Origin of the sequence: Sphingobium phenoxybenzoativorans (assembly GCF_018286635.1) — a bacterium.
GTDB lineage: Bacteria > Pseudomonadota > Alphaproteobacteria > Sphingomonadales > Sphingomonadaceae > Sphingobium > Sphingobium phenoxybenzoativorans.
The window spans coordinates 3,077,868-3,090,962 of record NZ_CP073910.1 but is presented as its reverse complement, the minus strand read 5'-3'; the positions used below and the strand labels follow the sequence as shown (position 1 = coordinate 3,090,962).

The window sequence follows — 13,095 nt, the reverse complement described above, 5'->3', positions numbered from 1 at the left end:
GCAACAGAGCGGAAACAGGAAAAACGCAAAGCGCGGGCTATTGCTGCTTTTCCGCCGGTTGTTGCGCCGGGGCAGTGGCGGGAAGGGGCGGCGGCGCGACCGGTCCGCTGGGCGCAGGCTCGGTGGGCCGCAGCGGCGCAATGTCGAGGTTTAGGCCGTTGGGGCCGACGCCGATCGACAGATTGCCGATGTTGGTTTCCACGCTGATATTGGCGATGGCGTTGACCAGATCCTCGTCATTGTCGGCGGGGGTCTCCGTTTCGGTCGGTTCGCCGATGGCGCGGGAGGTGAAATCGCGCCAGATGCGCGCCGGGATGCCGCCGCCCGCTATGCCGGGGAGCGGGGTGTTGTCGTCATTACCGACCCACACCGCCGTCACCAGACCCCCGGCATAGCCGACGAACAGGGCGTCGCGATTATCCTGCGTCGTGCCGGTCTTGCCGAAGGTGCTGGTGCGCAGCGCGGCTGCGCTGCCGGTGCCGCGATTGGCGGCGGAGGAGAGAAGGTCGCGGATCATCTCCAGCTCGTCATCGCTGAACGCCTTCTGCCGGTCCATCAGCTTGGCGAGCCAGCTCTGTTCCTCCGGCGGCAGGCCGTGGCCGATAACCGGATAGGCCCCCGCGGCGACGGACGCATAGGCTTGTGTCAGCTCCAGCAGGGTGATTTCCGATGTGCCGAGCGCAAGGCTGGGGTCCTCGCCCAGCGGGCTGCGCACGCCAAGGTCGCGAGCCGCCCGGATCACGTTCCTGATTCCGACCTTTTCCGCCAGGCGGACGGCGGCGACGTTGCTGGACACGGCGAATGCCTGACGCAAGGTGATGCGGCCGCGATATTTGCGGTCATGATTGGCGGGGCGATATTCGCCCTCCGTGATCGGGGTATCGTCGATCATGTCGTCCGGGGTCATCCCGGCGCGGAAGGCGGCAAGGTAGACGAACAGCTTGAAGGTGGAGCCGGGCTGCCGCCGCGCCTGAATGGCGCGGTTGAAGGCGCTTTTCTGATAGCTTTTCCCGCCGATCATGGCGACGACGCTGCCGTCCGGCTTCATGGTGACGATGGCGACCTGCGCCTTGCCCAGCGGCGCGCGGCGGGCAGCGCCCTCGGCTATTTTCTGCAGCTTCGAGTCCATCGTCGTGGTCACGTCCTGCGCGCCATAGACGGCCCCGGCGCGATCGCGCGCCTCCGGCAGCACCCAGTCGGCGAAATAAGTGCCGCTGGTCGATTCCGGCGCTTCCGTCACGTCGAGGATAGCGGGGCGGGTTTCGCGCTCCTGCTCCGGCGTCAGGAAACCGGCCTCGACCATCGCATGGATGACGAGCTTCGCGCGGGCGCGGGCCCCCTCCAGATTGCTGGTCGGGGCAAGGCGGGAGGGCGCCTTGAGCAGTCCGGCGAGCATGGCCGCCTGCGCGACCGTCAGCCTCTCTGGCTGCCGGTTGAAATAGTGGAGAGAGGCGGCGCGCAGGCCGTAGACATTGTCGCCGAAATAGACGTTGGACAGATAGCGTTCGAGGATCTGGTCCTTGGTCAGCCACGCCTCCAGCCAGAAGGCGATCAGCGCCTCGCGCAGTTTACGCCCCGCGGTGCGGTCATTGGTGAGGAACACGCCCTTGGCAAGCTGCTGGGTGATGGTGCTGCCGCCTTCCTTGGTGCCGCCCGCCCACAGGTTGCGCCACATCGCGCGGGCGATGCCGCGCGGGTCGATGCCCCAATGGCTGTAGAAGCGGCGGTCCTCGATCGCCATGAAGGCTTCGGGCACGCGTTTGGGCAGGTCGGCGATGGCGACTGGCTTGTCGATAATCGCACCCTTGCGCGCGATGACCCTCGCGTCGGCGGAGATCAGCGTGATGCTGGGCGGCGCGATGGGCTTTAACGAACGCGAAAGCGGCGCAGTGACCGCCAGCCAGGCGACCAGCGCGAAGAAGATGGCGAGCAACCCGGCCGCGATCCACGCGAGGATGCGCAGCTTCTTGCGGAAAGGCGTTGGCGGCGGAAAGGAGCTGGGCGGGCCGCCAAACGGAACCGGTCCCGTCGTCGCGGGATGCGGCGTCGCGCCAAAGTCCACGGGGCCAGAGGGTGCTTCGTTCATGACTGACGGATAGACTGTATTATTGACATGATACAGTCAAGCTCCCCTTTCGGGAACGTCGCACGATTGGAGCGGGTGAAGGGAATCGAACCCTCGTCGTAAGCTTGGGAAGCTTCTGCTCTGCCATTGAGCTACACCCGCGATGCGCCCGCAATCCTAAGTTTTGGGGATGGCGTCAAGTGGCATCACGCGATCGTCATCAGGCTGGCATTGCCGCCCGCCGCCGTGGTGTTGATGGAGGTCGACACTTCCTCCAGCAGCCAGTCGAGGCAATAGCTGCCCGCGCCGTCATGGACCTGAACAAGCGGGATCGGGCCGGGGAGGGCGGCGATGGCCTGTTGCGCGGCGATGATCTGTGCGGCGTCGCCTTCGATCAGCGCGGCGGCATAGGGACCGGAGGCGGCAAGATCGCCCGAATGCGTTATACGAGTAGCGATGCTTGCCGGGACATTCTTTTCCAGCGCGATCTTGCCATGGATGACGGCTTCATTGCCGGCCGCAAGGATGGCGGCGAGCTGTTCGATCAGACCTGCGCGGCTTTGCGGCATCAGCAGGATGCGGCCGCGCGGATGAAGGGCATAGACATTGCTTTCGCCCACGGGGCCGGGAAGCGCAATCTGCATTCCGAGCGCTGACAGGCTGCCATAATGCCTTGCCTTATCAGCCAGTTCAGGATCGCCTTGAGCATCCAGCCATAGCGCGAAATCTGACAAGGCAGGATCGATGCGGGTGGAGCTATGCTGTGGCGGCACAGGCGGATTGGCGACGAGGCGGCCGAGATAGAGCGGCCCGCCTGCCTTCGGTCCAGTGCCGGACAGGCCGCGTCCGCCAAAGGGTTGCATCCCCACCACCGCGCCGATGATGTTGCGATTGACATAGAGGTTGCCCGCCCTGATCCGGCCGCTGACATGGGCGATCGTTTCGTCGAGGCGCGTGTGCAGGCCGAAGGTCAGGCCGTAGCCGGTCGCGTTGATGTCATCGATCAGCCGGTCAAGCTGCGCCCTGCGGTAGCGGATGACGTGCAGCACAGGGCCGAACACTTCCCGGTCAAGGTCGGACAGGCTGTCCATCTCAATGATCGTCGGCGGGACGAAAGTGCCTCGGCTCGCCTCGGCGGCAAGGCCGATCTGCTCGACGGAATGGCCCAGGCTGCGCATACGGGCGATATGCGCCTCTATCGTCGCCTTGGCTTCGCCGGTGATGACAGGGCCGATGTCCACGGACAGGCGGTCGGTGCGGCCGATGCTGAGCTCGTGGAGCGCGCCCTTCAGCATGGCGAGGATGCGGCCGGCGGCTTCTTCCTGCAGGCAGAGGATGCGGAGCGCGGAGCAACGCTGTCCGGCGCTGTCGAAGGCGGAGGCGATGACGTCCGCGACCACCTGTTCGGCGAGGGCGGAGGAGTCGACGATCATCGCGTTCTGGCCACCGGTTTCGGCGATGAGGGGAATGGGCCTACCATTGGCGGATAGGCGCGCCGCAAGTTGCTTCTGGATGAGCCGGGCGACCTCGGTCGATCCGGTGAACATGACGGCGGCGGTTTCGGGCGCGGCAACAAGCGCGGCGCCGACAATGCCCTCGCCGGGCAGCAGTTGCAGGACCTCGGCAGGAATACCCGCTTCATGCAGGATGCGGACGCCCTCCGCAGCGATCAGCGGCGTTTCCTCTGCGGGCTTGGCGAGCACCGGATTGCCCGTGACGAGCGCGGCGGCGATCTGACCCGTGAAGATGGCCAGCGGGAAATTCCACGGGCTGATGCAGGTCACAGGCCCAAGAGGCGCATGCGACGGTCCAAGGGTGCGCCGGGCCTGATCGGCATAATAGCGCAGGAAATCAATGGCCTCCCTTACTTCGGAAATGGCGTTGGGCAGGGATTTTCCCGCCTCGCGCATGATGAGGCCGAGCAGGGTGGGCATGGCTTGCTGCATAAGATCGGCGGCGCGGTCCAGACAGGCGGCGCGATCGGCGGGAGCCGTAGCGGCCCAGATGGCGGCGGCGTCGTTGGCGCGGGCGAGAGCGGCGGCGACATCAGCGGGCGATGCCTCCACGACTGTCCCAACGACATCTCCATGATCAGCGGGATTGAGGACATTGCGCGGACTTTCGCCCATCCCGCCCAGGGATGGCGACGCCGTCCAGTTCCGCGCAGCGCTGGCCTGAAGCGTCTGGGTCAGGACGGCGAGGGTGGTTTCGTCCGACAGGTCCAGCCCGTCGCTGTTGCGGCGGCCGCGATAGATGCCCGAAGGCAAGTCGATCTGGTCATGCTTGCGGCCGGGCACGGGCATGGCGCGCACAATCTCGACCGGATCGGCGATCAGGTCGGCAATCGGCACGTCGGGATCGGAGATGCGGTTGACGAAGGAGGAGTTTGCGCCATTTTCCAGAAGGCGGCGCACCAGATAGGCGAGCAGCGTTTCATGCGTGCCGACGGGCGCATAGATGCGGCAGGGCCGGTCCAGCCGGTCCTGACCCACCACCTCGTCATAAAGCGGTTCGCCCATGCCGTGCAGGCACTGGAACTCATAATCGCCCGTCGCAAAGCCAGGCCCCGCCATCTGGTATATGGTGGCCAGCGTCTGAGCATTATGGGTCGCGAATTGCGGAAAAATGACGTCGCGCGCGCCGAGAAGCTTCCGCGCGCAGGCGATATAGGCAAGGTCGGTATGGACTTTACGGGTATAGACCGGGAAATCGGCCAGGCCATCCACCTGCGCCCGTTTGATCTCCGCATCCCAATAGGCGCCCTTGACCAGCCGGACCATGATCCGCCGCTCGGCGCGCCGGGCAAGGTCGATGATCCAGTCGAGCACGAAGGGGCAGCGCTTGCCATAAGCCTGCACAACGAAGCCCAGGCCATCCCAGTTCGCAAGATCCGGGTCGAGCGCCAGATCCTCCAGCATGTCGAGGGACAGTTCCAGCCGGTCCGCCTCCTCGGCATCGATGTTGAAGCCGATGCCATAGGATTTGGCGATCGCCGCGAGCGCCTTCACGCGCGGGAGCAATTCTCCCATCACCCGGCCGCTCTGGGCGCGGGAATAGCGGGGGTGGAGCGCGGAGAGCTTTATCGAAATGCCAGGGCCTTGATAGATGCCGCGTCCGTTGGACGCCGTGCCGATAGCGTGGATGGCCTGCTCATAATCGGCATAATAGCGGGCGGCGTCCGCGGCGGTGGTCGCCGCTTCGCCCAGCATGTCGTAACTATAGGCGAAGCCGCGCGCCTCCAGCGGGCGGGAGCGCCTGAGGGCTTCGGCGATTGTCTCGCCGGTCACGAACTGCTCGCCCATCATCCGCATCGCCATATCGACGCCGCGCCGGATCACTGGCTCTCCGCAGCGGGCGATCAGGCGGGTGAGGGCGGCGGCTAGACCGCGATCATTGACGCTGGTGGCGAGCTTTCCCGTGACGACAAGACCCCAGGTCGCCGCATTGACGAACAGCGAACGGCCGCCCCCCATATGCGATTTCCAATCGCCGTCGGCGATCTTGTCCCGGATCAGCGCGTCGCGGGTCGCATCGTCGGGGATGCGGAGAAGGGCTTCGGCGAGGCACATGAGGGCAACGCCCTCCTGACTGGAAAGGGCATATTCCTGCACCAGACCCTCGACGCCTGTCCCTTTATGTTTGGCGCGCAGGGCCGTGACCAGCGTTGTGGCGGTGCCTGCCGCCGCCTGACGGATGTTTTCGGGAAGTGTGGCCTGTTCCAGCAGCGCCTGAACGCAATCCGGCTCGGCCCGGCGATAGGCCGCCGTAATGGCCTGACGCAACGCGGAGGGTTCACGCACCGGCGGGGCGAAAGACGCGAAGGGGGAAGTCGGTTCGGCAGGCATGGGCACCTCTGTCAGGCAGGCAGTCTATCGATTTCCCTCAATAGCATATTCCGTTATGCCATTATGGCTTATGATTGGCCGATTATTGCATAAGATCATCGATATTCAGAAGGTATGCAGTTTATATGACTTCAAAATTCGCAAATAGCGGTCATATCGACCAATTCGATATCAGGATCATCGACCAATTGTCGCGCGAAGGCCGCATGACGGTCACCGAACTTGCGGCAAGGGTGGGGCTTTCCAAGACGCCCTGCCAGGTGCGGATGAAGCGCCTGATCGATGAGAAATATATCACTGGCTTCCGGGCGATCGTCGACCCGGTCAAGCTGGGCATGGACCATATCGCCTTTACGGAAGTGAAGCTGTCGGACACGCGGGAGGCGGCGCTGCAGGAGTTCAATGCGGCCGTGCGCAGGATCAGGGAAGTGGAGGAGTGCCATATGATGGCGAGCAGCTTCGATTATCTGCTGAAGGTCAGAACCGCCGACATCCGCAAATATCGCGCCGTGCTGGGCGAGAAAATCTCAAGCCTGCCGCATGTGGCGAGCACATCGACCTTTGTGGCGATGGAGGCGGTGAAGGAAATGGCGGGCTGAGACGCGCCGGCCGGCCGGTGCGGGCGGTCGAATGTCAGGTTCAATGCCGGAGCATCAGTGCCAGAGGATCAATGCCGGAGGATCAGGCGAAATCCTCTTTGCCGACGATCAGTACCTCGACATGATCGGGCCGCCGTTTGGTTGCGCCGCCGCTGGCGCGGGTGGCGATATAACGGCGGCGGATGGCGGTTTCGAGCCATTGCCGCCTGCCGCGCTCATGATCGATCAGGTCGCTGCTGGCGCCCTTTATCGCGGCGTTCATCGTGTCCTGGCTGATCTTCGCGACAATGTTGGAACCGTCATGGCAATCGATCCATAACGCGCCGTCCTTGGCGCGCGCATTCGCCCAATCGAATGTCAGCTTGATCCTGCCCACGCCAGCGCCCCCTGCCGATGACTGACAATATTGTTATCGAGACAATCTGCGCGGGCAAGGACAAGTTTGGAGGCGGAATGCCGCCGGAAATATTTCAATCACTTGTCTGGTGCGGACGGCGGGACTTGAACCCGCATTCCCTTACGGGAGGCGGATTTTAAGTCCGCTGCGTCTACCGATTTCGCCACGTCCGCATCCCGGCCGGAGTACCGCCCGCGCAGATGCCAGTGAAGCGTTCGGCTCCAACCGTCAAGCAGAGGTCGTCAAGGAGGAGAAGGGGGAAGCGTCAGCCTTCGTTGAGGCGTTCGCGCATTTCCTTGCCGGGCTTGAAATAAGGGACGCGTTTCGCCGAGACCGGGACAGCTTCCCCAGTGCGCGGATTGCGGCCCGTGCGCGCATCACGCGAACGTGTCGTGAAGGCCCCGAAGCCACGCAGTTCCACGCGGCCGCCAGATGCCAGTTGATCGATGATTTCGCGAAAGAACAGATCAACGATCCGTTCTATTTCTTGCAGTGTCAGTCCCTGATTATCTTCGGCCAGCTTCTGAACGAGTTCGGATCGGATCATTGCCCCTCCACTGCGCACACGACACCCCCACGCTGTCATGTTCATTGTCTTTTAACTAAAAGTGCAGGGCATGACAATCACGCTATTGGCCAAGACTTGTCCCATTAATTCAATATTTTGCTATTTGGACTGCTAAAGTCGTCATAATTGATCCGTTTCGGGTCAAAATGAAAGGCCCGCCCTATCCTTTAAGATAGGGCGGGCCCGGCAAGTATCGAGTCTGAAACGACTCAGATCATGCAGTAAGCGATCAGCCTTCGTTCTTGGCCTTCAATGCTTCGCCAAGAATGTCGCCGAGCGAAGCGCCGCTGTCGGACGAGCCGTACTGCGCCACAGCCTGCTTTTCTTCCGCGATCTGCAGAGCCTTGACCGAGAAGTTCGGCTTCTTGGCCCGGTCGAAACCGATGACCATTGCGTCGAACTTCTGACCGACCTGGAAGCGATCGGGGCGCTGCTCGTCGCGGTCGCGGCCAAGGTCGCTGCGCTTGATGAAGCCGGTCGCGCCGTCTTCGCCGGCCTGAACTTCCAGGCCACCGTCGCGGACTTCAAGAACGGTGACCGTGGTGATCGCATTCTTGTTGAGGCCGGAGCTGGACGAGGCGCCAGCGCTGCCAGCGGCCGGAGCGCCACGCTCAAGCTGCTTCATGCCAAGGCTGATGCGCTCCTTCTCGGTGTCGATGTCGAGCACGATGGCCTGAACGGCCTCGCCCTTGCGGTGCAGGTTGAGCGCGTCCTCGCCGGAAATGCCCCAGGCGATGTCGGACATGTGGACCATGCCGTCGACGTCGCCGTCCAGGCCGATGAACAGGCCGAATTCGGTGGCGTTCTTGACTTCGCCCTCGACGACCGAGCCGACCGGGTGCTTCTCTGCGAAGCTGTCCCACGGGTTCGACTGGGCCTGCTTGAGGCCGAGCGAAATGCGGCGCTTGTCCTCGTCGACTTCCAGGACGATCACGTCGACTTCCTGGCTGGTGCTGACGATCTTCCCCGGATGGACGTTCTTCTTGGTCCAGCTCATTTCGCTGACATGGACCAGACCCTCGATACCGGCTTCCAGCTCCACAAAGGCGCCATATTCGGTGATGTTGGTGACGCGGCCCGACAGCTTCGCGCCGACCGGATACTTGGCGCTCGCGCCTTCCCACGGATCGCTCTCAAGCTGCTTCATGCCCAGCGAGATGCGCTGGGTGTCGCGGTTGATGCGGATGATCTGCACGCGGACGGTGTCGCCGATGTTGATCATCTCATTGGGGTGGTTGATGCGCTTGTAGCTGAGGTCGGTGACGTGCAGCAGGCCGTCAATGCCGCCCAGATCGACGAACGCGCCGTAATCAGTGATGTTCTTGACCACGCCCTCGATGACCTGACCCTCGTGCAGGGTCTGGATGAGGCCGCTGCGCTGCTCGGCGCGGGTTTCTTCCAGAATGGCGCGGCGCGACACGACGATATTGCCGCGGCGGCGATCCATCTTGAGGATCTGGAAGGGCTGGGGGATGTCCATCAGCGGGGTGACGTCGCGCACGGGGCGGATATCGACCTGCGAACCCGGAAGGAACGCCACGGCGCCGTCGAGGTCGACAGTGAAGCCGCCCTTGACGCGGCCGAAGATGACGCCTTCGACGCGAGCATTCTCGGTGAACTCGCTTTCCAGCTTGTCCCAGGCGGCTTCGCGGCGGGCGCGGTCGCGTGACAGCATCGCTTCGCCGTGGGCGTTCTCGACGCGATCGACATAGACTTCGACTTCGTCGCCGACCTTCAGGTCAGCCTTCTGGCCCGGCATTGCGAATTCGCGCAGCGGCACGCGGCCTTCGCTCTTGAGGCCCACGTCGATGACGGCCAGGTCGTTTTCGATGGCGGTGATGGTGCCCTTGACCACGCGGCCTTCGAAGCCGCCGTCCTCGCCACCGAGAGAATCATTGAGAAGTGCCGCGAAATCATCACGCGACGGAAATGCCGTAGAGGCCATATATAAAGTCCTTCGTCGTCATTGCTGGCCGGCCGGTTGTCTCCGGCGGTCTTTGGCCAAACCGCCCAAACGGCCGCATGCCGCCTGGGCATTCGCGGGGAAATCCGTGCCGGAACGCGCCATGCCCGAAAAGCGAAAAGGGCGCTTCGAAACCCGAAGCGCCTTGACGGTCACCCTTTGCGGTGACGTTCCAGTTGCGCGTCCACAAGCGCGATCGCCCGTTGAACGGCCGCGTCTATAGCCAAATCGCTGGTATCTAGCAAGTCTGCGCCGTCCGCCTGGACGAGTGGGGCGTTAGCCCGTCCCATGTCGCGCGCGTCCCGCGCCTCTATTTCCGCGACGATGCTTTCGATGTCGGCGGCGACGCCGCGCGATTCCATCTCCAGCGCGCGGCGGCGGGCGCGTTCGCGGGCGCTGGCGGTGATGAACAGCTTGGCGTCCGCATCCGGCGCGATGACCGTGCCGATATCGCGTCCGTCGAGGACGGCGCCGCCATCCTGATTGGCGAAGTCGCGTTGCCGCTGGACGAGCGCCGCGCGCACCGCGCCATGAACGGAGACCCGCGACGCAAGCGCGCCCGTAGCCTCAGTACGCAGGTCCGGATCATCGAGCAGCGTGTCATCGAAATAGCAGGCGGCGAGGGCGCTTTTTTCCTCGTCCGGGTCCCCGCCTGTCCGCGCCACCGAAAGGCCCACGGCGCGATAAAGCAGGCCGGTATCAAGATGGGGGAGGCCGTAATGGCGGGCGAGCGCCTTGGCTATGGTGCCCTTGCCCGAAGCGGCGGGGCCATCGACGGCAATGATCATGCAACGGCCCCCAGCCCGCGCAGCAGGCCGATGAAGCCGGGGAAGCTGGTGGCGACGGGGCGCATGTCGTCGATCTCCACGCCGTTCCTGGACACAAGGCCGGCGATGGCGAAGCTCATGGCGATGCGATGGTCGAGTTTTGTCGCGATGGGACCTCCGCCGGGCAGCGGATCGCCGCCGGTGCCGTCGATGATCAGGCCGTCCTCCAGTTCCTCCACCTGCGCGCCGATCAGGCGCAGGCCGGTCGCCATTGTGGCGATGCGGTCCGATTCCTTGACGCGCAGTTCCTCAAGGCCGCGAAAGATGCTGCGCCCTTGCGCCATGGCGGCGGCGATGAAGGCGACGGGATATTCGTCGATCATGCTTGGCGCGCGCGCCGGGTCCGGCTCGACGCCGCGCAGGGTGGAGGCGGTCACGACCAGATCGCCTACAGGCTCTCCTCCGACATCGCGGGCGTTGGTCACTTCGATGCTGCCCCCCATGTCGCGCAGCAGGTCAAACAATCCGGCGCGGGTGGGGTTCAGTCCGACATTGGTGACGGTCACCTTCGATCCAGGCGCAAGCAAGGCGGCGACAACGGGGAAGGCGGCGGAGGAGGGGTCTCCGGGTACGATGATGTGGCGGGGGGAAAGCTCCGCCTCGCCGGTCAGGCTGATGATGCGGGCGCCGTCCACCTGCGTCTCGACGGTGAGATCCGCGCCGAACCCGCGCAGCATCCGCTCGCTATGGTCGCGGGTCGGTATAGGCTCGATCACGCGGGTAATGCCCGGCGCGTTGAGACCGGCCAGCAAAATGGCGGATTTCACCTGAGCCGAGGCGACAGGCAGGCGATATTCGATCGGCACGGCGGGGCAGATGCCGCGCAAGGTCAGCGGCAGGCGGCCGCCGGGACTGGCCGTAAATTCCGCGCCCATCAGGCTGAGCGGATCGATAACCCGGCCCATCGGCCGTTTGCTGAGCGAAGCATCGCCGATGAAGGTCGCCGTCAGCGCATGCGAGGAAAGAAGCCCCATGAGGAGCCGGGTGGAGGTGCCGCTATTGCCCATGTCCAGCGCCGTGGCGGGTTGGAGCAGGCCGCCCACGCCGACTCCGCTGATCCGCCATGCGCCGGTATCGTCGCGCGCGATATGCGCGCCCATCGCTTGCATCGCCGCTGCGGTGGCGAGCACATCTTCACCCTCCAGCAGTCCCTCGACACGGCTTTCGCCAACCGCCAGGGCAGAGAGCATCAGCGAACGGTGGGATATGCTCTTGTCGCCGGGAATGGCGGCCGTTCCTGAAAGGGCGGGCGCGGCGCGAAAGGTTGCGGGTTGAGGCGGGTCGGCGTGGTGAGCCATCGGTATCCGTTGATCGGGAGGGAACAAGAAAAAGCGACCCGGCTTTTGACAGTGCGGCATAGCTATGGCAAGGCGCGCATCGCTTCGCGGCGGGGATGCCCTCGACCGCGCATTTCAGCATTGATTTGAACAAGGATGGACGGCGGCACATGGTGAAGCCTGAATGGGGCACGAAACGGACCTGCCCGAAATGCGCAACGCGCTTCTACGATCTGGGCAAGGACGATCCCGTCACCTGCATCAACTGCCAGTCGCACTGGGAGCCGGAGCCGGTTCTCAAGTCGAAGCAGCCGCTTCCCTATGAGGAAATCGCGCCGAAGAAGGTGGTTGAGACCGCCGACGGCGAGCATGAGACGGTCGATGACGATCTGGATATCGATCTGGACGTCGATGACGACGAGGATTCGCCGGACAATGACGTCGATCTGGGCGGCGACGACGACCTGGGCGTCGAGCGCGGCGACGACGGCGACGACGACGACAATTAACTCTTGCAAAGGGGGCGCTCGCTGACCTAAAGGCGGCGCCTCATCGCCGGGCTACCCAGCCGGCGACATGGTTACGGGGCCTTAGCTCAGCTGGGAGAGCGCCTGCATGGCATGCAGGAGGTCAGCGGTTCGATCCCGCTAGGCTCCACCAACCATCCCTCCAGAATCATCTGGCAGAATCTTTGAAGGGCGCGTGCTATCCGCCCTGATCTTTGCAGCCCGAAACGCAAAAAACCTCCGGCGGACGATCCGCCGGAGGTTTTTTGCGCTTGTGCGGCCGTCAGTTCGAAGCGCTGTCGCGTTGTCCCTGGCGGGCGATCCACTGGGCGAGGGCCTCGAACGGAATCGGTTCGTTGAAACTGATTCCCGCCTGGCCGTTTTTCCGCCAGCGCACGGTGCCATGACGGGGCGGCAGGCCATGGACCATCAGCACCACGTCATCGTCGGCGTCGAAGGCGTCGCCCTCGGACACCTTGGCGCCGCCCTGGGAAATATCCTCGATCTCGGCATGCACATAATGGGCGCCGCGGCGCACCACGACCGCCATATTCGCCCGCAGACGGGGCGCACGGGGCACCTTGCCGAACAGCAGATCGGTCTGCTCATTGGCAAGGAAGTTGAGGACGTCGATCCGCTCGTCAAACTCGACACCGACCATGAATCCTTCGGTCCACACGATTCGGCCCGTCATCACATGACCATTTTTGATCTCGATCGACACGCTCTCGCCGGTTTCATGACTGCAATAGATATGCGCCATCAGGCCGCCGCTGGAAATGTTGCGGATCATGCACAGTTCTTCATGCCCGCCGGACATGATCTTGCCGACGCGCAGTACCGTCAGATGCCTCTTGTCGGACCTCCGCTCCACCGTGTTCGGTTGGCGCTCAATCCGGGAGACGACGGAAGGCGTTGCCGCTCCGACTTGCTCCATCTTTGCTCTCCACGCGAGTTCGTTGCCGGACTTGCCCCTCGCAAGTGCAAGAGCCGGACCCCGCCGCTCTGCCATGAAACAGGGAAAATGCTTACGATCAGAGAATGATCG

At 63.9% G+C, this 13,095-nt stretch carries 10 protein-coding genes and 3 tRNA genes; 3 read left to right on the top strand and 10 right to left on the bottom strand.

Annotated features, from left to right (window positions below; all coding sequences use genetic code 11):
- Nucleotides 1-37: 37 nt before the first annotated feature.
- From KFK14_RS15290 to putA, 3 genes are all read right to left on the bottom strand, one after another.
- Complete coding sequence (locus KFK14_RS15290) at nucleotides 38-2,086, bottom strand: transglycosylase domain-containing protein (protein ID WP_212608243.1); 2,049 nt, start codon at nucleotides 2,084-2,086, stop codon at nucleotides 38-40.
- A gap of 67 nt (nucleotides 2,087-2,153) precedes the next feature.
- Nucleotides 2,154-2,227 (bottom strand) — tRNA-Gly (locus tag KFK14_RS15285).
- 44 nt (nucleotides 2,228-2,271) lie between these two features.
- Nucleotides 2,272-5,910: a trifunctional transcriptional regulator/proline dehydrogenase/L-glutamate gamma-semialdehyde dehydrogenase gene (gene putA, locus KFK14_RS15280; RefSeq protein WP_212608242.1), complete on the bottom strand. Its 3,639-nt coding sequence runs from the start codon at nucleotides 5,908-5,910 to the stop codon at nucleotides 2,272-2,274.
- Between the two features lie 125 nt (nucleotides 5,911-6,035).
- Here putA and KFK14_RS15275 point away from each other — a divergent pair, with 125 nt between their 5' ends.
- Nucleotides 6,036-6,509 carry an Lrp/AsnC family transcriptional regulator gene (locus tag KFK14_RS15275; RefSeq protein WP_212608241.1) on the top strand — a complete coding sequence of 158 codons (474 nt, stop codon included), beginning with the start codon at nucleotides 6,036-6,038 and terminating at the stop codon, nucleotides 6,507-6,509.
- A gap of 82 nt (nucleotides 6,510-6,591) precedes the next feature.
- Here the strand turns inward: KFK14_RS15275 and KFK14_RS15270 are convergent, their stop codons facing one another.
- From KFK14_RS15270 to aroA, 6 genes are all read right to left on the bottom strand, one after another.
- Complete coding sequence (locus tag KFK14_RS15270) at nucleotides 6,592-6,885, bottom strand: hypothetical protein (protein WP_212608240.1); 294 nt, start codon at nucleotides 6,883-6,885, stop codon at nucleotides 6,592-6,594.
- 107 nt (nucleotides 6,886-6,992) lie between these two features.
- Nucleotides 6,993-7,079: transfer RNA gene (locus KFK14_RS15265), tRNA-Leu, on the bottom strand.
- Nucleotides 7,080-7,171: 92 nt separating this feature from the next.
- On the bottom strand, nucleotides 7,172-7,453 hold the full coding sequence (locus KFK14_RS15260; RefSeq protein WP_070156904.1) for an integration host factor subunit beta: 282 nt from the start codon (nucleotides 7,451-7,453) through the stop codon (nucleotides 7,172-7,174).
- Nucleotides 7,454-7,703: 250 nt separating this feature from the next.
- Complete coding sequence (rpsA, locus tag KFK14_RS15255; RefSeq protein ID WP_070156929.1) at nucleotides 7,704-9,419, bottom strand: 30S ribosomal protein S1; 1,716 nt, start codon at nucleotides 9,417-9,419, stop codon at nucleotides 7,704-7,706.
- 170 nt (nucleotides 9,420-9,589) lie between these two features.
- A complete protein-coding gene (cmk, locus tag KFK14_RS15250) occupies nucleotides 9,590-10,225 on the bottom strand; it encodes a (d)CMP kinase (RefSeq protein ID WP_212608239.1) in 636 nt (211 codons plus the stop codon).
- Nucleotides 10,222-11,562 carry a 3-phosphoshikimate 1-carboxyvinyltransferase gene (gene aroA, locus KFK14_RS15245; protein WP_212608238.1) on the bottom strand — a complete coding sequence of 447 codons (1,341 nt, stop codon included), beginning with the start codon at nucleotides 11,560-11,562 and terminating at the stop codon, nucleotides 10,222-10,224. Before aroA ends, cmk begins: the two co-directional genes overlap by 4 nt.
- Nucleotides 11,563-11,711: 149 nt before the next feature.
- On the opposite strand from aroA, the gene KFK14_RS15240 reads away from it, so the two are divergent.
- A complete protein-coding gene (locus KFK14_RS15240; RefSeq protein WP_070158133.1) occupies nucleotides 11,712-12,050 on the top strand; it encodes a TIGR02300 family protein in 339 nt (112 codons plus the stop codon).
- A 75-nt stretch (nucleotides 12,051-12,125) separates the two neighbouring features.
- A tRNA-Ala gene (locus KFK14_RS15235) sits at nucleotides 12,126-12,201 on the top strand.
- 129 nt (nucleotides 12,202-12,330) lie between these two features.
- Here the strand turns inward: KFK14_RS15235 and KFK14_RS15230 are convergent.
- On the bottom strand, nucleotides 12,331-12,984 hold the full coding sequence (locus KFK14_RS15230) for a PilZ domain-containing protein (RefSeq protein WP_212608237.1): 654 nt from the start codon (nucleotides 12,982-12,984) through the stop codon (nucleotides 12,331-12,333).
- Between the last annotated feature and the right edge of the window lie 111 nt (nucleotides 12,985-13,095).

Coding starts and splice junctions, on each gene's coding strand:
- KFK14_RS15275 (WP_212608241.1), top strand. CDS start 6,036: ATGACTTCAAAATTCGCAAATAGCGGTCATATCGACCAATTCGATATC.
- aroA (WP_212608238.1), bottom strand. CDS start 11,562: ATGGCTCACCACGCCGACCCGCCTCAACCCGCAACCTTTCGCGCCGCG.
- KFK14_RS15240 (WP_070158133.1), top strand. CDS start 11,712: ATGGTGAAGCCTGAATGGGGCACGAAACGGACCTGCCCGAAATGCGCA.
- KFK14_RS15290 (WP_212608243.1), bottom strand. CDS start 2,086: ATGAACGAAGCACCCTCTGGCCCCGTGGACTTTGGCGCGACGCCGCAT.
- KFK14_RS15260 (WP_070156904.1), bottom strand. CDS start 7,453: ATGATCCGATCCGAACTCGTTCAGAAGCTGGCCGAAGATAATCAGGGA.
- cmk (WP_212608239.1), bottom strand. CDS start 10,225: ATGATCATTGCCGTCGATGGCCCCGCCGCTTCGGGCAAGGGCACCATA.
- putA (WP_212608242.1), bottom strand. CDS start 5,910: ATGCCTGCCGAACCGACTTCCCCCTTCGCGTCTTTCGCCCCGCCGGTG.
- rpsA (WP_070156929.1), bottom strand. CDS start 9,419: ATGGCCTCTACGGCATTTCCGTCGCGTGATGATTTCGCGGCACTTCTC.
- KFK14_RS15230 (WP_212608237.1), bottom strand. CDS start 12,984: ATGGAGCAAGTCGGAGCGGCAACGCCTTCCGTCGTCTCCCGGATTGAG.